14 protein-coding genes and 1 riboswitch are annotated in these 16942 nt (G+C 73.0%); of the genes, 8 read left to right on the forward strand and 6 right to left on the reverse strand.

Features of this window, described 5'->3' with window-relative positions; translation table 11 throughout:
- Window positions 1-168: 168 nt before the first annotated feature.
- Window positions 169-1851 carry a DUF5691 domain-containing protein gene (locus tag ACIQMU_RS04360; RefSeq protein WP_402688179.1) on the forward strand — a complete coding sequence of 561 codons (1683 nt, stop codon included), beginning with the start codon at window positions 169-171 and terminating at the stop codon, window positions 1849-1851.
- Window positions 1852-2095: 244 nt separating this feature from the next.
- On the opposite strand, the gene ACIQMU_RS04365 is transcribed toward ACIQMU_RS04360, so the two are convergent.
- On the reverse strand, window positions 2096-2503 hold the full coding sequence (locus tag ACIQMU_RS04365) for a cobalamin B12-binding domain-containing protein (RefSeq protein WP_352240308.1): 408 nt from the start codon (window positions 2501-2503) through the stop codon (window positions 2096-2098).
- Window positions 2504-2860: 357 nt separating this feature from the next.
- On the opposite strand from ACIQMU_RS04365, the gene ACIQMU_RS04370 reads away from it, so the two are divergent.
- Complete coding sequence (locus tag ACIQMU_RS04370; protein WP_402688180.1) at window positions 2861-3898, forward strand: lipase family alpha/beta hydrolase; 1038 nt, start codon at window positions 2861-2863, stop codon at window positions 3896-3898.
- A gap of 245 nt (window positions 3899-4143) precedes the next feature.
- A complete protein-coding gene (locus tag ACIQMU_RS04375) occupies window positions 4144-5934 on the forward strand; it encodes a peptidoglycan DD-metalloendopeptidase family protein (RefSeq protein WP_402688181.1) in 1791 nt (596 codons plus the stop codon).
- A 91-nt stretch (window positions 5935-6025) separates the two neighbouring features.
- Here the strand turns inward: ACIQMU_RS04375 and pcrA are convergent, their stop codons facing one another.
- Window positions 6026-8470, reverse strand: coding sequence for a DNA helicase PcrA (gene pcrA / locus ACIQMU_RS04380; protein ID WP_352240305.1), 2445 nt, complete (start codon window positions 8468-8470; stop codon window positions 6026-6028).
- A gap of 281 nt (window positions 8471-8751) precedes the next feature.
- Window positions 8752-8918: riboswitch (cyclic di-AMP (ydaO/yuaA leader) on the forward strand.
- On the opposite strand from pcrA, the gene ACIQMU_RS04385 reads away from it, so the two are divergent.
- The gene (locus tag ACIQMU_RS04385; RefSeq protein ID WP_402688182.1) at window positions 8917-10110 is read left to right on the forward strand and encodes an NlpC/P60 family protein; all 1194 of its coding nucleotides are present in this window, start codon (window positions 8917-8919) and stop codon (window positions 10108-10110) included. Its footprint overlaps the riboswitch before it by 2 nt.
- Before the next feature lie 62 nt (window positions 10111-10172).
- On the opposite strand, the gene ACIQMU_RS04390 is transcribed toward ACIQMU_RS04385, so the two are convergent.
- A complete protein-coding gene (locus tag ACIQMU_RS04390; RefSeq protein ID WP_352240303.1) occupies window positions 10173-10526 on the reverse strand; it encodes a hypothetical protein in 354 nt (117 codons plus the stop codon).
- A gap of 245 nt (window positions 10527-10771) precedes the next feature.
- On the opposite strand from ACIQMU_RS04390, the gene ACIQMU_RS04395 reads away from it, so the two are divergent.
- Together ACIQMU_RS04395 and ACIQMU_RS04400 are read left to right on the forward strand one after the other, a co-directional pair.
- On the forward strand, window positions 10772-11848 hold the full coding sequence (locus tag ACIQMU_RS04395; RefSeq protein ID WP_402688183.1) for an NlpC/P60 family protein: 1077 nt from the start codon (window positions 10772-10774) through the stop codon (window positions 11846-11848).
- Window positions 11849-11890: 42 nt separating this feature from the next.
- Window positions 11891-12658, forward strand: a complete 768-nt coding sequence (locus tag ACIQMU_RS04400) for a GNAT family N-acetyltransferase (protein ID WP_352240301.1) — start codon at window positions 11891-11893, stop codon at window positions 12656-12658.
- A 36-nt stretch (window positions 12659-12694) separates the two neighbouring features.
- Here the strand turns inward: ACIQMU_RS04400 and ACIQMU_RS04405 are convergent, their stop codons facing one another.
- Together ACIQMU_RS04405 and ACIQMU_RS04410 are read right to left on the reverse strand one after the other, a co-directional pair.
- The gene (locus ACIQMU_RS04405) at window positions 12695-13390 is read right to left on the reverse strand and encodes a LuxR C-terminal-related transcriptional regulator (RefSeq protein ID WP_402688184.1); all 696 of its coding nucleotides are present in this window, start codon (window positions 13388-13390) and stop codon (window positions 12695-12697) included.
- The gene (locus tag ACIQMU_RS04410) at window positions 13387-14673 is read right to left on the reverse strand and encodes a PspC domain-containing protein (protein WP_352240299.1); all 1287 of its coding nucleotides are present in this window, start codon (window positions 14671-14673) and stop codon (window positions 13387-13389) included. Before ACIQMU_RS04410 ends, ACIQMU_RS04405 begins: the two co-directional genes overlap by 4 nt.
- Window positions 14674-14890: 217 nt before the next feature.
- Here ACIQMU_RS04410 and ACIQMU_RS04415 point away from each other — a divergent pair, with 217 nt between their 5' ends.
- The gene (locus ACIQMU_RS04415) at window positions 14891-16240 is read left to right on the forward strand and encodes a PspC domain-containing protein (RefSeq protein WP_402688185.1); all 1350 of its coding nucleotides are present in this window, start codon (window positions 14891-14893) and stop codon (window positions 16238-16240) included.
- Window positions 16227-16487 (forward strand): hypothetical protein, encoded by a 261-nt coding sequence (locus ACIQMU_RS04420; RefSeq protein ID WP_352240297.1) that lies wholly within the window; start codon window positions 16227-16229, stop codon window positions 16485-16487. The genes ACIQMU_RS04415 and ACIQMU_RS04420 overlap by 14 nt, the downstream gene beginning before the upstream one ends.
- On the opposite strand, the gene ACIQMU_RS04425 is transcribed toward ACIQMU_RS04420, so the two are convergent.
- The gene (locus tag ACIQMU_RS04425; RefSeq protein ID WP_352240296.1) at window positions 16397-16903 is read right to left on the reverse strand and encodes a DoxX family protein; all 507 of its coding nucleotides are present in this window, start codon (window positions 16901-16903) and stop codon (window positions 16397-16399) included. The genes ACIQMU_RS04420 and ACIQMU_RS04425 overlap by 91 nt on opposite strands.
- Window positions 16904-16942 lie beyond the last annotated feature (39 nt).

Raw genomic sequence — 16942 nt, forward strand, 5'->3', positions numbered from 1 at the left:
TCGACGCCCGACTCGGCTCGCCCCGTGGCCCGCGTCGCCGCCATCCGCTCTTCCCACCCTGGCGAACCGGGATCCGTCGCCCGCGCACCGCCTGCCACATCCGCCCGCCGCCCCGGCCACCACCACCCCTGACCGACAACCGCGCATCCCTGCCACCGGAGGGGAAAAATGACTCGCACGACCAGCGCCGCCAGCACCAGCACCAGCACCAGCACCAGCACCAGCACCAGCGATGCTCCCGCCTCCACCTCGGCCTGCGTCGACTCCCTGCCCTGGGAGGAGCTGATCACCTCGGCGCTCCTGGGCACCGACCGCCGCCCGCCGGCACCACACGGTGGCCCCATACCGGCCGACGCGCCCGCAGCTCTGCTGGACGCCGCCGCACTGCACACCGTGCGGCGGCGGGCCGGGCTGCTGCCCGCCGTCCCGAAAGACCGGCCCGGGCCCGCCGCGCCGGATCCACGCCCGGCGCTCCCCGAGGCCGCCCGGCACCGGCTCGCCCGCCTGCTGGCCGACCGTTCCGCGCCGTCGGGCGGCGGGAGGCGCGGGTCCGCGCCGGACCTCACCGAACTCATTCCGCAGTGGCTGGCCACCGCCAACCGGAAGGGTTACCGTGCCCCGGCGGCCCTGTTGCCACCGCTGCTGGACGCCGCCCGCGCCCGTACGGACCTGCGCCCGCAGGCGCTCGCCTTCGCCGGGCCGCGCGGTCTGTGGCTGGCCGGCCTGAACCCCGAGTGGAGGTTCGCCCTGCGGGGCTCCGCGAGCGGCACCCCGCAACTCGACGCCATGGACGCGGACGCGGTGGGCCGGCTGTGGGAGGAAGGACTCTTCGCGGAGCGGATCGCCCTGCTCGACTCCGTACGGGCCCGGGATCCGTCCGCCGCACGGGCCCTGCTCGCCGCCACGTGGCCGGCCGAACGGGCCGAGGACCGGCTGATGTTCCTGGACTCCCTGCGGACCGGGCTCGGGGGTGACGACGAACCGTTCCTGGAGCAGGCCCTGTCCGACCGGAGCCGCAACGTCCGTGCGACCGCCGCCGAACTGCTCTCCGCTCTGCCCGAGTCGGCGCTCGCCGGACGGATGGCGGCCCGCGCGACGTCCTGTGTGAACCCGGACCGTACGGGGGACGGCGCCACCATCGCCGTGGAGGCGCCGCACGAGTGCGACGCGGGGATGCAGCGCGACGGCGTCAGCGCGGTTCCGCCGACCGGCCGGGGCGAGCGGTCCTGGTGGCTCGGGCAATTGGTGGAGGCCACCCCGCTCGGCGTCTGGGAGGAGCGGTTCGGCGGGCGTTCGGCCGAGGAGGTCGTGGCCCTGCCCGTCGCCGACGGCTGGGCCGGCGAGCTGCACGGGGCGTGGTGCAGAGCCGCGTTGCGGCAGCGGAATCCGCAGTGGGCCCGGGCCCTGCTCGGCCGCCCCTCGGCACCGCCGGCGAGCGGCCCCGGGACGGCGTCGATCGCCGAGCGCTCGAAGCTCCTCGCGGTGCTGGGTGAGCAGGAACGCGCCGTCTGGGTAGCCGAGTTCATCGCGGCCCACGGACTGTCGGAGGCGTTCCAGCTCCTCGGGGTGTGCACGGTCCCCTGGGCCGGTCCGCTCGGGCGCGCGGTGGTCGACGCGCTCGACATCGCACGGGACGGCGGGAGTTACCCATGGAGCTTCAGCGGTGTGATGGGGCTCGCGGAGCGCTGCCTGGATCCGGCCGAGGCCGACCGGCTGGAGGTCCTGACGGCCACGCAGGACGAGCGGGAGGGGGCGTCACCGGGAGCAGGAGGCTACTGGTCCGAAGCCTTCCAGCGCCTGGTCTCCACCCTGCGGCTGCGCGCCGCGATGGAGGCGGAGCTGTTGGCCTGAGCGGACGCGGGCACGGCCCAAACGCGGACGCGGTCGCGGGCACGGCCCGTACGCGGATGCCTCCGGCGCCCGACCGGCCCGTGACCGGCCCGCCGCTTCCCCGGCCGCCGCCGGGCCCGCTGTCCCCGCCGCTCCCCCGCCCGAACAGACCCACGCAGCGCCGCGCGCGCCGGCCCCGGCGCAGCACCGCGCGCCCCCCGCACACACGGGTGCAGGTCCGCGCGGGCCGGCGTTCAGGGACGCCCTAGGCAGGCTGGCGGACGTTGGCGTTGACCCACGTGACGATCTCGGTCGTCGTCGCCCCCGGAGTGAAGAGCTCCGCGACGCCCAGCCCCTTCAGCGGCGCGATGTCGTCCTCCGGGATGATCCCGCCGCCGAACACCTTGATGTCCTCCGCCTCCCGGGCCTTCAGCAGCTCGATCACCTTGGCGAACAGCGTGTTGTGCGCCCCGGAGAGAATCGAGAGGCCGATGGCGTCGGCGTCCTCCTGGATCGCCGTGTCGACGATCTGCTCGGGCGTCTGGTGGAGCCCCGTGTAGATCACCTCCATACCGGCGTCCCGCAACGCGCGCGCGATGACTTTGGCCCCGCGGTCATGGCCGTCGAGCCCCGGCTTGGCCACCACCACACGGATCGGACCGGTCACACCCATCACTGCCTCCACCTGGTATCCCGCGCCTGAAGGGCCGGGGATGTGAACGAACGTTATCCACAGCATCTCGCAAGCCGCTGTTTCGCGGCAGGCGGGGAGGGGGAAATCACATGTGGGACATGTTCGCCAGGCGTCGTCCCCCGTAAACGCGGTGTTCCGGCCGCGCGGGGCCCGGCGCAAGGGGAGCCGCAACGAGGTCGCCGTACCACCGCGCCGCCAGCCGCACGGCACGGTGGTCCGGCCTCCGTCGTCGCGGTCCGGCCTCCGCCGGCCGCGCGACCCTCGTACCGACGCCCCGCGAGAGCTGTACGGGGAAGGGGACCTCCTCTCCCCGTACGCCAGTGCAGGAGGCCGGCCGTGAAGCTCCTCCCTCTCCTACCCCCGCTGCCCCGTCTGCCGGGCCCCCGGCTGTCGTCCGCGCTGCTCGGCGCCACCGCGCTGGAGCTGGTCGTCCTCGCCGGGCACCTGATCGTCTACCCCTTCGGCATCACCCCGGAGCGCCGCCCGCCGGCCCGACCGGCGGACACCGCCACCGACACCCCCACCACCACGGCCGCGGCCACCGACGTCATCGTCGGCCCCACCGCCGCCGGGGCCGATGCCGCCACTGGCGGCCCGGTCCCAGCCGCGAGCCCGGAGACCCGCCGCCGCCCTGCTCCGGACGCCCGCCGGGACCCGGCCGGGGGCCCGGACCGGGAGTGCGGCGAGGCCACTCCCCCTGCGGCCGCCGCCCTGCCGGTCACGGCCACCGCCGCGCCGCCCGTGGTCCTGCTGCACGGCTTCATCGGCAATCGCTCCGTGTTCGTCGTTCTGCGACGCGCCCTGACCCGGCGCAGCCACCGCCACCTGGAGTCCCTCAACTACTCGCCGCTGACGCGCGACGTCCGCACCGCCGCCGAACTGCTCGGGCGGCATGTGGAGGAGATCTGCGCCCGCACCGGGCACAGCCGGATCGACATCGTCGGGCACAGCCTCGGCGGCCTGATCGCCCGGTACTACGTACAGCGACTGGGCGGCGACCGGCGGGTGCGCACCCTGGTGACGCTCGGGACGCCGCACGGGGGCACGGCCGTCGCCCCCGGTACCGGCGTTCACCCCATCGTGCGGCAGATGCGCGGCGATTCCACCCTGATCGAGGAGCTGCGCGGCCCCGCCCCCGGCTGCCGGACCCGGTTCGTGAGCTTCTGGAGCGAGTTGGACCAGATGATGGTCCCCGTCAGAACGGCGTGTGTCGATCACCCGGATCTCGACGCGGTGAACGTTCGCGTCACCGGCATCGGGCACCTGGCACTTCCCGTGCACCCGACCGTGGCCGCCGCGATCCGCGAGGTTCTTGAGGCGCCCGGGACCCGGGAGGACACCACTCCCGCCACCGGAGCGGCTTCCGTCGCCTGATGCGGCCCGATGCGGGCCCGATGCGGCCTGAAGTGATCCCGAATAGAACATCACTCGAACGTAGAGCCAAGGCTGCGTCAGCCGTCCACCGAAAGGCGGCCGATTGCCCGTTTCCTGCGAACGCAAACCCTGTCGAAGATTGTCGTCGTCACATACCGCCGGGTACAGTCGCGGCCACTGCTTCCCCCTGGGACCCCCCGACCGGGATACAGGACAGTCCTGCCGCCGAGGCGAGAGAGAAGTTGGTGAACGACCAGCACCCCCACGCCGGGCACATCGGGTACGACGACCGATCGACCGGCAGCTTCGACACCGACCCGCTCTTCGGCTCCCTTCCGGGGGGCCACAGCGCCGGCCACGACGCCGGGCAAGACGCCGGTCACGACGCGGGTCACCCCGCCGCCGGTTACGCCGACACCACCTACGGCGCCGGCCACGACACCGCGTACGCGACCGGACAGCCGGACCACAGCGGCCAGTACGACGCCTCCGCGTGGAACACCGGCGCACAGCAGACGCTCACCCACGACGGCTACGCCGCCCAGGAGCAGGTCCCGCAGCAGTGGGACACCTCCGGGGCCTGGCAGCAGGTCGCCGCCCAGGACGCGACCGGCCCGTGGGCGACCGCCGACACCGGTTCGTTCCCCACCAACGGCTTCCCCACGGGCTCGTACGACACCGACACCGCGTACGGCGCCGGGGCGTACGGGGCCGGCTCCTACGACACCGGCACCTACCCGGCCGGCACGGCGTACGGAACCGGCGACGCCCACGGGTCGGACGCCTACGAGACCGGGGCGTATCCGATCGGCGCGTACGGCACGGCGGCCGTCACCGCCGACACCGGGACGTACGCCACCACCGCCTTCACCACCGGCACCCTCGGCGCGGGCACGCAGAGCACCGGTTCACCTGACACGGGCTCGTACGACACCGGCTCGTACGAGACCGGCTCGTACGGCGGCACCGGCGCCTACGGCGCGGGTACGTACGACACGGGCGCCTACGACGCGACCGCGTGGAACTCCGGCGCCACGCCCGAGCCCACCGCGTACGAACCCGAACAGACGTCGTACCCGCTGTACGAACAGCGGGCCGCCGACGTGGCGGTGCCCGAGGCTCCGGCCGACCCGGACCGGATGACCGAGGAGCCGGAGGACGGCCCGGCCGCCACCGCCGAGTTCGCCGCCCTCGCACCGGAGGCCGCGCATGAGCCGGACGCCGGGGCCGGCTTCCCCGTCGCGCCCTCCGCGAACCGCGCCCCCGTCCGCCCTCCCGCCCCGCGCAACCGGGCCCGTCGGCGCACCCCCGCCAAGCGCTCCGCCCTGCTGACCGTCGCCGTACCCTCCGCCTGCGTGATGAGCGTCGCGGGCATCGCCGCCGCGTCGGTCGCCGGAATGCCGGGCGGCGAGGAGAAGCAGGACGAGACGACCACCTCGCTGGCGGTCGCCGACCCCAGCACGGTCAAGCCGGTCGCCGCGAACAATCGGCTGGACAGCCAGCTGGAGCAGCTCTCCGCGGGAAGCGACGACTTCCGCGAGCGCGCGAGCCGCACCCAGGAGCGCATCGACCTGCGGGAGCGGCAGGCGGCGGAGAAGAAGAAGCGCGAGGAGGAGGCCGCACGCCGTGAGGCGCTGCGACCCAAGTTCGTCCTGCCGGTCAAGCAGCACGGGCTCAGCGCCTACTACGGCCAGGCGGGCGTCAACTGGATGTCCGTGCACTCGGGCATCGACTTCCCCGTCTCGTACGGCACTCCGGTGATGGCCGCGACCGACGGCACCGTCCGCACCCAGCTGAACAGCGCCTACGGGGTCATGGCGATCGTGACCGCCGCCGACGGCACCGAGACCTGGTACTGCCACCTCAGCAGCACCAAGATCCGCTCGGGACCGGTCAAGGCCGGCGACGTCATCGCGTACTCCGGGAACTCGGGCAACTCCACCGGTCCGCACCTCCACTTCGAGGTCCGGCCCGGCGGCGGCACGGCGATCGACCCGCTGGCGTGGCTGCGCAGCAAGGGCGTCGACCCGACCTGAGACACCAGGGCGAAAACGGAGACGGAAAAGGGAGCGGGAGGAGGGCCTCGGCCCTCCTCCCGCTCCCTTTCGCGTTGGTCCGTCCGCCCGGCTACAGCTTCTCGACCGGTGCGTACCGCAGCAGCAGCTTCTTGGGGCGCTCGTCGCCGAAGTCGACCGTCGCCTTGGCCTGGTCGCCGAAGCCCTCGACGGCCGTCACCGTGCCCAGCCCGAACTGGTCGTGCGTGACCCGGTCCCCGGCCACCAGAGTGACCGTCGGCTTCTCCGCGCCGCCGCCGCGCCGGGTCGCGAAGCCCGAGGGGCCGGAGCGGCTGCGGGAGGAGGACAGCGAGGACGTGATGCCGGAGGTCGGCCCGGCGGGGGCGGCCATCGGGCCCTTGCGCTTCCAGTCCATGTGCTGTTCCGGGATCTCCTCCAGGAACCGCGAGGGCGGGTTGTACGAGGGCTGGCCCCAGGCGCTGCGCATGGCGGCCCGGGTGAGGTAGAGCCGCTCGCGGGCGCGGGTGATGCCGACGTACGCGAGGCGGCGCTCCTCCTCCAGCTCCTTGGTCTGGCCGAGGGCCCGCATGTGCGGGAAGACGCCGTCCTCCATGCCGGTGAGGAAGACGACCGGGAACTCCAGGCCCTTCGCGGTGTGCAGGGTCATCAGCGTGATGACGCCGGAGCCGTCCTCGTCCTCGTCGGGGATCTGGTCGGAATCCGCGACGAGCGCCACCTTCTCCAGGAACTCCGCCAGCGTGCCGGAACCCTCCTCGTCGCCGCGCTCCTGCTCGAATTCGAGGGCGACGGCGGCGAGTTCCTGGAGGTTCTCGATGCGGGTCTCGTCCTGCGGGTCGGTGGAAGCCTGGAGTTCGGCGAGATAGCCCGTGCGCTCCAGGACGGCCTCCAGCACGACGGCGGGCCCCGCCCCGGACTCGACGATCGTGCGCAGCTCCTCCATCAGCGTGTTGAAGCGCTTGACGGCGTTGGACGAGCGGGCGGCCATGCCGTACGCCTCGTCCACGCGGCGCAGTGCCTGCGGGAAGGAGATCTTCTCGCGCATCGACAGGGCGTCGATCATGGCTTCGGCGCGGTCGCCGATGCCGCGCTTGGGGACGTTGAGGATGCGGCGCAGCGGGACGGTGTCCTCGGGGTTGGCGAGGACCCGGAGGTAGGCCAGGACGTCCCGGACCTCCTTGCGCTCGTAGAAGCGCACGCCGCCGACGACCTTGTAGGGCAGGCCGACGCGGATGAAGATCTCTTCGAAGACGCGGGACTGGGCGTTGGTCCGGTAGAAGACGGCGACGTCGCCCGCCCTGGCGTCGCCCGCGTCGGTGAGGCGGTCGATCTCGTCGGCGACGAACTGCGCCTCGTCGTGCTCGGTGTCCGCGACATAGCCGGTGATGCGGGCGCCGCCGCCGGCCTTGGTCCAGAGGTTCTTGGGACGGCGGCTCTCGTTGCGCTCGATCACGGCGTTGGCGGCGGAGAGGATCGTCTGCGTGGAGCGGTAGTTCTGCTCCAGCAGGATCGTCTTCGCGCTCGGGTAGTCCTCCTCGAACTGGAGGATGTTGCGGATGGTCGCGCCCCGGAAGGCGTAGATCGACTGGTCCGCGTCGCCCACCACGCACAGCTCGGCGGGGGCGTCGGCCTCGCCGGCGGGGCCGACCAGCTCGCGGACCAGCGTGTACTGGGCGTGGTTGGTGTCCTGGTACTCGTCGACCAGGACGTGGCGGAAGCGGCGGCGGTAGTGCTCGGCGACGTCCGGGAACGCCTGGAGGAGGTGGACCGTCGTCATGATGATGTCGTCGAAGTCCAGGGCGTTGGCCTCGCGCAGGCGGGCCTGGTAGAGCGCGTACGCCTGGGCGAGGGTCTTCTCGAAGCCGTCGGCGGCCTGTCCGGCGAAGGTCTCCTCGTCGATGAGCTCGTTCTTGAGGTTGGAGACCTTGGCGGTGAAGGACTTGGGCGGGAACTGCTTCGGGTCCAGGTCGAGGTCGCGGCAGACCAGGGCCATCAGGCGCTTGGAGTCGGCGGCGTCGTAGATCGAGAACGACGAGGTGAAGCCGAGCTTCTTCGACTCGCGGCGCAGGATGCGGACGCACGCGCTGTGGAAGGTCATGACCCACATGGCGTGGGCGCGCGGGCCGACGAGCTGCTCGACGCGCTCCTTCATCTCGCCCGCGGCCTTGTTGGTGAAGGTGATCGCGAGGATCTGCCCGGGGTGCGTCCCGCGCTCGGCCAGCAGGTGGGCGATGCGGTGGGTGAGGACCCGGGTCTTGCCGGAGCCGGCCCCGGCGACGATGAGCAGCGGGGACCCGGCGTGCACGACGGCGGCGCGCTGCTCGGTGTTCAGCCCGTCGAGCAGCGCGGCGGAGTCGATCACCGGGCGTGGGTGGCCGCCCCGGTAATACCCGTCCCGGGGCGGCGGGGGCGCGTCGTGGACGCCGTCGAAGAGACCCTCCGGCACCGCTTCGGGCGCGTGGTCCTCCGGGGGCGGCGGGGGGCCGTCCTCCGAGGGCTGGAGGCCGGTCAGGAAACTGTCGTCAAAGAGGCTGCTCATCGCCTTCCGAGTCTAGGCTGCCGGACTGACAACCCTCCGCCGAAGCCGGGAAGCGGTCGTCCGGACCCGCCGCCGACCCGCCCGGAGCGGGCACGCAGGGGGACCGGACGTCCACATTCCGTGAAAGAACGCCCGGTCGGAGGGGGTGCGGGTCCCCCCGCCCCGGAAAGGTCACGAAAATGTATCGGGCATATCGCACATCGTCCTTCCCAGCGGTGGGCCCGGTTGGCTAGCGTGCTCGGTCAGGTGACCCGTACCTCCCTGGGGCGAACCACGCCCGACGGGCGCCTCCGCCGAATCCGTCCGGCCGTCACGGCCGTGCGGAACCGGGGACCCACACGCAGAACCGGGGTGAATCGGTCCGTGCCCTCGCGTCCGGACCGTAGGGCAGCCTTCCGTTCCGTCCGAACCCGACAGCTAACCCGGTAGGCGGTCCACGGAAGGAGATGCCGGTCTTGGCATCGCATCGCAAGCCGCGCGCGAAGGTGCGCACCACCTCCCCCGCCGTCGGGCTGACGACGGCCGCGCTGGCCTCCGTGACGCTGCTCTCCCCGCAGAGCGCCGCGGCCGCGCCGGCGGAGCCGAAGCCCGCCATCGAGGAAGTCCGGAAGAAGGTCGACGCCCTGTACCGGCAGGCGGGCGCCGCGACCCAGGAGTACAACCGGGCCAAGGCCGCGTCCGCGTCCCAGCAGACGAAGGTCGACGCGCTGCTCTCCGATGTGGCGAAGCGGACCGAGAAGATCAACGAGGCGCGCAGGGCGCTGGGCTCCTACGCGGCGGCCCAGTACCGCAGCGGTGGCATCACGCCCACGGCGACGTTCTTCCTGGCGGACGACCCGCAGGGGTACTTCGACCAGAGCCGGCTGATGGACCGGGCGACGGAGCGCCAGCAGAGGGCCGTCACCGAGTTCCGTACGCAGCAGGCGGCGGCGGCGAAGAAGCGCGCGGAGGCGGTGAAGAGCCTGGAGACCCTCACCGGGACCCAGGCCACGCTCGCCTCCAGCAAGAAGGACGTGCAGACCAAGCTCACCGAGGCCCGCGGCCTGCTGTCCAGGCTGACCGCCGAGGAGAAGGCGCGGCTGGCGGAGCTGGAGCGCAAGAAGGAGGCCGAGGCGAAGGAGAAGGCCGCGAAGCTGGCCGCCCGGCAGGCCGCCGAGGCGAAGGAGCGGGCCGCGGCCGAGGAGAAGGCCCGCGAGGAGGCGGCGGACGACTCCGGCGGCACGGGTTCGGGCTCCGGGACGGACACGGGGCCGGGCACGGGCACCGGCACCGGCACGGGAAGCGGTTACGCCGCCAAGGCGGAAGAGGTGCTGGCCTTCGCCCGCGCCCAGATCGGGAAGCCGTACGTGTGGGGAGCCTCGGGCCCGTCCTCGTACGACTGCTCGGGGCTGACGCGGGCGGCGTGGCGGGCGGCGGGCGTGACTCTGCCCCGGACCACCTGGGACCAGGTCGAGGTCGGGACCCGGGTCGCCACGTCCGACCTGCTCCCCGGTGACCTGGTCTTCTTCTACGACGACATCAGCCACGTCGGCGTCTACAAGGGCGACGGCATGATGATCCACGCCCCGAAGCCGGGTGCGAACGTGCGCGAGGAGTCGATCTACTCCATGCCGATCTACGGCAGCGTGCGCCCGGCGTAGCAGTGGTCAGTGGTAGCGGTACGGGGGCGGCGGGCCGCCCCCGGAAGACCCGGAGCCCGGCCTCAGGTCCAGACCGTGGCGATGAAGATGTTGGCGACCGTCAGCCCGCCGACCGCCGCGAACGCGCCCTTGTCGACCTTCTCGTCGTCCCGCTTGACGTAGACCAGGGCGAGGATCACGACCAGCAGCGCCAGCTTGATGCCGATCTTGACGTTGTTCACGGCCTGGTCGTCGGCCTGGTTGAGGCCGACCAGGGCGATGCCGGTGACGAGCATGGTCAGTGCGCCGTGGAGCATCGCCGGACCGAAGCGGGCGGTGCCCTCCCCCATGGACTTCACCTGCGTCAGGAAGCCGCCCAGCAGGGAGGCGATGCCGATGACGTGCAGGGCGACGAAGACATTGATGAGTACGTCCATGGCTCCGGAGCCTAGCCACGGCCGGCGCTTCGCCGTGCAGTGAGGCAAGCCTTCCTTACGTGCTTTCGCCGATGTTGAGCGAATTGCCCCATAATCACCCTCTCTTATCGGTCGTATGCGACCGCTGAAACGTCACATCAGGGCAATAACTGTCATGGTGACCCTTTTCCTCCCACCCGGATTAGCGTCCTTCACGGACCCCCGGTATTCCCCGGCGGGCAGCCGACAGGAAGGATGCCGCCCCCGTGGCAGCGCACCGCAGGTCAGCTCACCGAAAACCCAAGCAGCGCGCGCTCACCGGCCCTGCTGCCCGCACCGCCGCCACCCTGGCCCTCGCCGGGGCGGCCACCGCCGGATCGGTCACCGGGGCGGGTGCGGCCCCCACCGAACCGGCCCCCACCGTCGACCGGGTCACGGCGAAGGTCGACCGGCTCTACCACGACGCCGAGGTCGCCACCGAGAAGTACAACGGGGCGAAGGAGGAGGCCGCCGCCGCCACCCGCACCGTCGAGTCCCTGACCGACGAGGCCGCCCGCCGGACGGAACGCCTCAACACCGCCCGGCGCGCCCTGGGTTCGCTGGCCACCGCGCAGTACCGCAGCGGCACCCTCGACCCGGCCCTGCAACTGGCGCTCTCCTCCGATCCCGACACCTATCTCCAGCGCGCCTCCCACCTCGACCGGGCGGGCGACCGGCAGACGGGCCTGCTGCGGAACATCAAGCGGCAGATCTCCCAGATCACCGGCGTCAAGGCCCGCGCCGACCAGGAGACCGAGCGCCTCGCCGCCCGCCGCGCCGAGCTGCGGGAACACCGCACCGCGATCCGCACCAAGCTGGCCGAAGCCCGCAGGCTCCTGGCCACGCTGACCGCCGACGAGCGCGCCGCCCACGAACGCTCGGCCGACGCCCGGCACGGCGGCGGCCCGGCCCACGCCGACCGCTCCACCACCCGCGCCCCGGCCGCCGCGCCCAACGCCCGGGCCGCACAGGCCATCGCCTTCGCCCACGGCGCGATCGGCAAGCCGTACGTCTGGGGCGCGACGGGCCCGAACGCCTTCGACTGCTCGGGCCTGACCCAGGCGGCCTGGAAGGCGGCCGGCGTGAGCCTGCCGCGCACCACCTACACCCAGATCAACGCCGGGGCCCGGGTGCCCCGCTCCGAACTGGCCCCCGGCGACCTGGTGTTCTTCTACTCCGGGATCAGCCATGTCGGCCTCTACATCGGCGGCGGCCAGATGATCCACGCCCCGCGCCCGGGGGCGCCGGTCCGCATCGCGCCCGTCGATGAAATGCCTTTCGCCGGAGCGACCCGGGTGGCCTAGTCCGCCGCGCCGGTCCCGATCCCCCGCCGAAGGAACTCCCGTATGACGATGGCGAACGCCGTCCAGGACTACGCCCGCACGCTCACGCTGCGGTCTCCCGACCACTACCGGGTGGGCCCGTTCACCGTCCGGCACAACCCCGGCTGGGGACTGAAGTACGCCAACTACGCCATCCCCGACCGGGACGCGGAACCCACGGCGGACGACGTGGCGGCCTTGGTCGACGCGTTCCGGCAGCACGAACGGCTCCCCCGGCTGGAGTTCCTGCCCGTGTGGGCCCCGGCCGTCGAACCCGCCCTGCTGGCCGCCGGCTTCACCGTGGAGAACCGTGCCCCGCTGCTCGCCTGCGGCCGCGAGGACCTCCGGCCGCCGAAGCGGGTCGACGGCCTCCGCATCAGCGTGCCCGGCACCGAGACGGAGTTCACCGACACCGCCCGCGTCCAGCACCAGGGCTTCGGCGGCGAGGGCGAACCCGAGCCGGGAATGACCGACTGGCTGCGCACGGCGGCCACCGGCGAGGGGGTCGCCGCCCTGGCGGTCCTGAACGGCGCGCCGGCCGGAGCGGGCGGCTGCTCGGTCGCGGTCGACGGCCTCAGCGAACTGGCCGGCCTCACCGTCGCCGCCCCCTTCCGCCGCCGGGGCGTCGGCGCCGCGCTCTCCGCCTGGCTGACGGAGCGGGCCCTCGACCAGGGCTGCCGGACCATCTGGCTGGAGCCGGGCGACGCCGACGTCGAGAGGATCTACGCGAGCATCGGCTACCGCCGGATCGGCGAGAAGGTCAACATCTCGCTCGACCCGGCCGGTAGCTGAGCGGACGGCTCGCGTGAGCGGCCGTACGGGCAGGTCTCAGACCAGCCGTCGCGCCGTGGCCCACCGGGTCAGTTCGTGGCGGTTGGAGAGCTGGAGCTTCCTGAGGACCGCCGAGACGTGCGACTCGACCGTCTTCACCGAGATGAACAACTGCTTGGCGATTTCCTTGTACGCGTAGCCGCGGGCGATCAACCGCAGCACCTCGCGCTCGCGCTGGGTGAGGCGGTCCAGGTCCTCGTCGACCGGCGGGGCGTCCGTGGAGGCGAAGGCGTCCAGGACGAAGCCGGCCAGGCGCGGCGAGAAGACCGCGTCGCCCTCCTGGACCCGGAAGACCGAGTCGACCAGGTCGGTGCCGGTGATCGTCTTGGTGACGTAGCCGCGAGCGCCGCCCCGGATGACGCCGATGACGTCCTCCGCGGCGTCCGAGACGGACAGCGCGAGGAAGCGGACCGGGTTCTCGGCCGCGCCCATCATGGGGGCGCAGCGGCGGAGCACCTCGACGCCGCCGCCGCCCGGGAGGTGGACGTCGAGGAGGACGACCTCGGGGCGGGTCGCGGTGATGACGGTGACCGCCTGGTCGACGTCGGCGGCCTCTCCGACCACCTCGACGCCCGTCTCCTCGGTGCGGCCGATCTCGGCCTGCACCCCGGTGCGGAACATCCGGTGGTCGTCGACGAGCACGACCCGTACCCGTCGCTCCGGGCCCCCGGTGACTTCGGCGTTCTCGGTCATTCGCTCGCCCTCTCCATTTCCAGCTCGACCTCGGTGCCCCCGTCGGGCACCGAACGCAGCCGGGCGCTTCCCCCGTTGCGCTGCATCCGGCCGATGATTGATTCTCGTACGCCCATGCGGTCCCCGGGAACCTCGTCCAGGTCGAACCCCGGCCCCCGGTCCCGTACGGACACGAAGACCGTACGGCCCTCGACCTCCGCGAAGACCTGGACGGCGCCGCCCTCGCCACCGTACTTGGCGGCGTTCACCATCGCCTCGCGCGCGGCCTGCATCTGTGCGGCCAGCTTGTCGTCGAGCGGGCAGTCGCCGACCACGACGACCTCCAGGGGGACGCCGTGCTTGTCCTCGACCTCGGCGGCGGCCCGCTTGACCGCCTCCGCCAGGTTCTCCGGCTCGTCGTCCTCGTCCTTGCCGGTGCCCTCGGGGTTGTAGAGCCAGTTGCGCAGCTCGCGTTCCTGGGCGCGGGCGAGGCGTCTGACCTCGCCGCCGTCGTCCGCGTTGCGCTGGATCAGGGTCAGGGTGTGCAGCACGGAGTCGTGGACGTGGGCGGCGACCTCGGCCCGCTCCTGGGCGCGGATGCGCATCAGGCGCTCCTCGGAGAGGTCCTGGGTCATCCGCACCAGGTAGGGGCCGGCGAGGAGCGCGATACCGGTGAGGACGGCGATGGCTGCGGTGAGGACGTTGCCGAGCTGGGCGGCCGAGCCGCGCACGACCATGAACACGGCGAGGCCGAGCCCGACGAGGGCCACTCCGGCGAGACCGCGGGCCAGGTGCAGCAGCTTGCGGTTGCGGCCGGTCTCCATCCAGCGGGCGCGGCGGGCGTTGTCCGCCTGCCGCCAGACCAGGACGGAGCCCGCCCCGATGAGGAGGGTGGGCCAGATGTACCGGTCGGCCCCGTTGCCCATGTCGACGCTGGCGACGAAGGCGATGGCCCCGACGGTCAGGGCGACCAGCGCGAAGACCTGGCCCTTGTCCGGTTTACGGAGCTTGCGGCGGCCGTCCGCCGAGGTCTCGAACACCGAGCGCGGGGCCTCGACGCCGCCGACGCCGAGCGGGACGACGATCCAGAACACCGCGTAGAGGACCGCGCCGAGGCCGTCGGTGAAGAACAGTCCGAGGAAGAGGAACCGCACCCAGGCGACGGGCAGCCCGAGGTGTCCGGCGAGCCCCCGCGCCACTCCGCCGAGCAGCCGGCCGTCGGCGCTGCGGTAGAGCTTGCGCAGCGGCGGCTCCTCCGGGTCGGCGGCGACGGAGCTGGCGGCTCGGGTGGTGGCGGCTGGCATACCCCGATCGTCACACGCCCGGGCGCGGGGCGGCATCAGGGTCAGCCCCCGAAGGGACCCTGATGGTCTCCCCCGCGCACGGCCTGGTGGCAGCCCCCGTCCCGCTCCCGCCCGGCGCGTGCGCCCCGGCCCTTCCGGGGCGTACGCGGGCAATATCAGGGACCGGCCAGGGTCGGCGCGGGTCCCGGCGGGCGGTCCGGCCCGTCACCATGGAGGCATGACCGCTCCCCCGGACGCCACTCCCGGCGTCGCGCCCCCAGAAGCGCCGAAGCCGACGCTGCGGCGCACCCCGCGACAGAAGGTCGTCGCCGGGGTGTGCGGCGGCCTCGGCCGGTACTGCGACGTGGACCCGGTGATCTTCCGGATCGTGCTCGGTGTGCTGTCGGCGACCGGGGGCATCGGGCTGATCTTCTACGGCTTCGCCTGGCTGCTGCTGCCCGCGGACGGCGACGACGAGAACGAGGCGCGCAAGCTGCTGTCGGGGCGGGTCGACGGGGCGTCCCTGGTGGCGCTGCTCCTGGCGCTGATCGGCTGCGGACTGTTCCTGTCCATGCTGCACAACCGGGGGATGCTGGCGTTCGCCGCGCTGCTGACGCTGGCGGTCGTCGGTTTCTCCGTGTGGACGCAGTCGCGGCGGACGGCGGCCCCGGAGCACCCCGCCGCCCCGCCCGGCGCGCCGGCGCCCCCGGCCGGACCCGCGCACGCCGGCGGACTCGGCACCCCGCCGCCGGAGGTCAAGGCCCCGCCGACGCCGGGCAGTCCCTCCTGGTGGCGGGACCCGATCGTCAAGGACGGGACCACGGGGCCGGTCGGCTCCGGCTATCTGTGGGGGCCGCCGGACACGGACGTGGGTGCGGCGCACGCCGGGGTGAAGGCCGGACGGCCCAGCCCGGACGCCCCGTTCCGGACGCCGCAGCCCTCGCCCGTGCCGCGCGGACCGCGCTCCATCGGCGGCCCGGTCTTCCTGACGGCGCTGGTGGCGGGCGGCCTGGGCACCGGGCTGAGCTGGGAGCAGCAGCCGCTGGGCACCGCCCTCCAGATCGGTCTGGTCGCCGCTCTCGCGGTGTTCGGTCTGGGTCTGCTGATCGCTTCGGTACTGGGGCGGACCGGTTTCGGCACGGTCCTGATGGCGATGGTCACGGCGGGTCTGCTGGCGGGTGCGGCGGTGCTGCCGAAGGACATCGACACGTCGTGGGTCCGTCAGGAGTGGCGGCCCGCCTCGGTGTCCGCCGTCCGGCCGCACTACGAGCTGAGTACGGGCGACGCCCGGCTGGATCTGTCCGGTCTGAAGGTGCCGAAGGGCGAGACCGTGCGCACGGGGCTCGACGTGGCGGCGGGGCGGGCTGCCGTCGTCGTCCCGGAGAACGTGACGGTGAGGGTGCGCGCCGAGACGGGCCTCGGGGAGATCCGGCTGGAGGAGGGGCAGCGGGTCCAGGTCCGGATCAACAGCGACGAGTCGACCCAGCGGACGCTGCCGCCGCCGGCGGGCACGAAGTCCGCCGGAACGATCGAACTGGCACTGGAAGTCGGCATCGGACAGGTGGAGGTCACCCGTGCTGCGTCATGAATTCCGGCCCGGCCGCGCGGTGGCGGGCCTGGTGATGCTGGCCCTGGCCGGCGGGTACGCGGCCGACGCCGCCGGGGCCTGGGAGGTCCCGTGGACCTTCTTCCTGCCGTTGTTCCTCGGCGGGCTGTGGCTGGCCGCGGCGGTGACCTGGGCCGCCTACCTGCTGCGGCGGCGCGAGGCGAGGAAGGCGTCGGCGGAGAACACGGTGGCGCCCGCGAGCACCAGCGGCAGCCACGCCATCAGATAGGGCAGGTCGTTGCCGTAGTAGTACGGCGTGGCCTGCCAGCTCACGGTCAGCCAGAGGCTCAGCGAGATCAGTGCGCCGCCCAGCGCCGCGACCCGGGCCCAGAGGCCGACGAGGGTGCCCAGTCCCACGAGGAGTTCACCGATGGCGATGGCGTGGCCGAAGCCCTCCGGGCTCTTGAGCGCCAGGTCGACGAGGGCCGGGATCGCGGAGGAGTCGCGTACCCCGCGCATCATCTCGCCGATGGACCCGGTGCCGGTCGCGGACAGGAAGGCGCTGTCCGTGAGCTTGTCGAGTCCCGCGTAGACGAAGGTGACGCCGAGGAAGATCCGCAGCGGCAGCAGGGCGTACGCGCCCGCCCGCTCCCTCGGCGTCCGGCGCTCGCCCAGACCGTACGAACCGCCGCCGTAACCGTTCATCACCACTGCCCCGCTTCCCGAAGACCCGTCACCTCGACC

This window comes from Streptomyces sp. NPDC091649 (assembly GCF_044756785.1).
In the GTDB taxonomy this organism is placed as follows: Bacteria; Actinomycetota; Actinomycetes; order Streptomycetales; family Streptomycetaceae; genus Streptomyces.

Bases quoted from the DNA above. Each gene is read 5' to 3' on its own strand.
- ACIQMU_RS04365 (WP_352240308.1), bottom strand. From the start codon at position 2,503: ATGGGTGTGACCGGTCCGATCCGTGTGGTGGTGGCCAAGCCGGGGCTC.
- ACIQMU_RS04400 (WP_352240301.1), top strand. From the start codon at position 11,891: ATGACGATGGCGAACGCCGTCCAGGACTACGCCCGCACGCTCACGCTG.
- pcrA (WP_352240305.1), bottom strand. From the start codon at position 8,470: ATGAGCAGCCTCTTTGACGACAGTTTCCTGACCGGCCTCCAGCCCTCG.
- ACIQMU_RS04360 (WP_402688179.1), top strand. From the start codon at position 169: ATGACTCGCACGACCAGCGCCGCCAGCACCAGCACCAGCACCAGCACC.
- ACIQMU_RS04405 (WP_402688184.1), bottom strand. From the start codon at position 13,390: ATGACCGAGAACGCCGAAGTCACCGGGGGCCCGGAGCGACGGGTACGG.
- ACIQMU_RS04425 (WP_352240296.1), bottom strand. From the start codon at position 16,903: ATGAACGGTTACGGCGGCGGTTCGTACGGTCTGGGCGAGCGCCGGACG.
- ACIQMU_RS04415 (WP_402688185.1), top strand. From the start codon at position 14,891: ATGACCGCTCCCCCGGACGCCACTCCCGGCGTCGCGCCCCCAGAAGCG.
- ACIQMU_RS04390 (WP_352240303.1), bottom strand. From the start codon at position 10,526: ATGGACGTACTCATCAATGTCTTCGTCGCCCTGCACGTCATCGGCATC.
- ACIQMU_RS04410 (WP_352240299.1), bottom strand. From the start codon at position 14,673: ATGCCAGCCGCCACCACCCGAGCCGCCAGCTCCGTCGCCGCCGACCCG.
- ACIQMU_RS04385 (WP_402688182.1), top strand. From the start codon at position 8,917: ATGCCGGTCTTGGCATCGCATCGCAAGCCGCGCGCGAAGGTGCGCACC.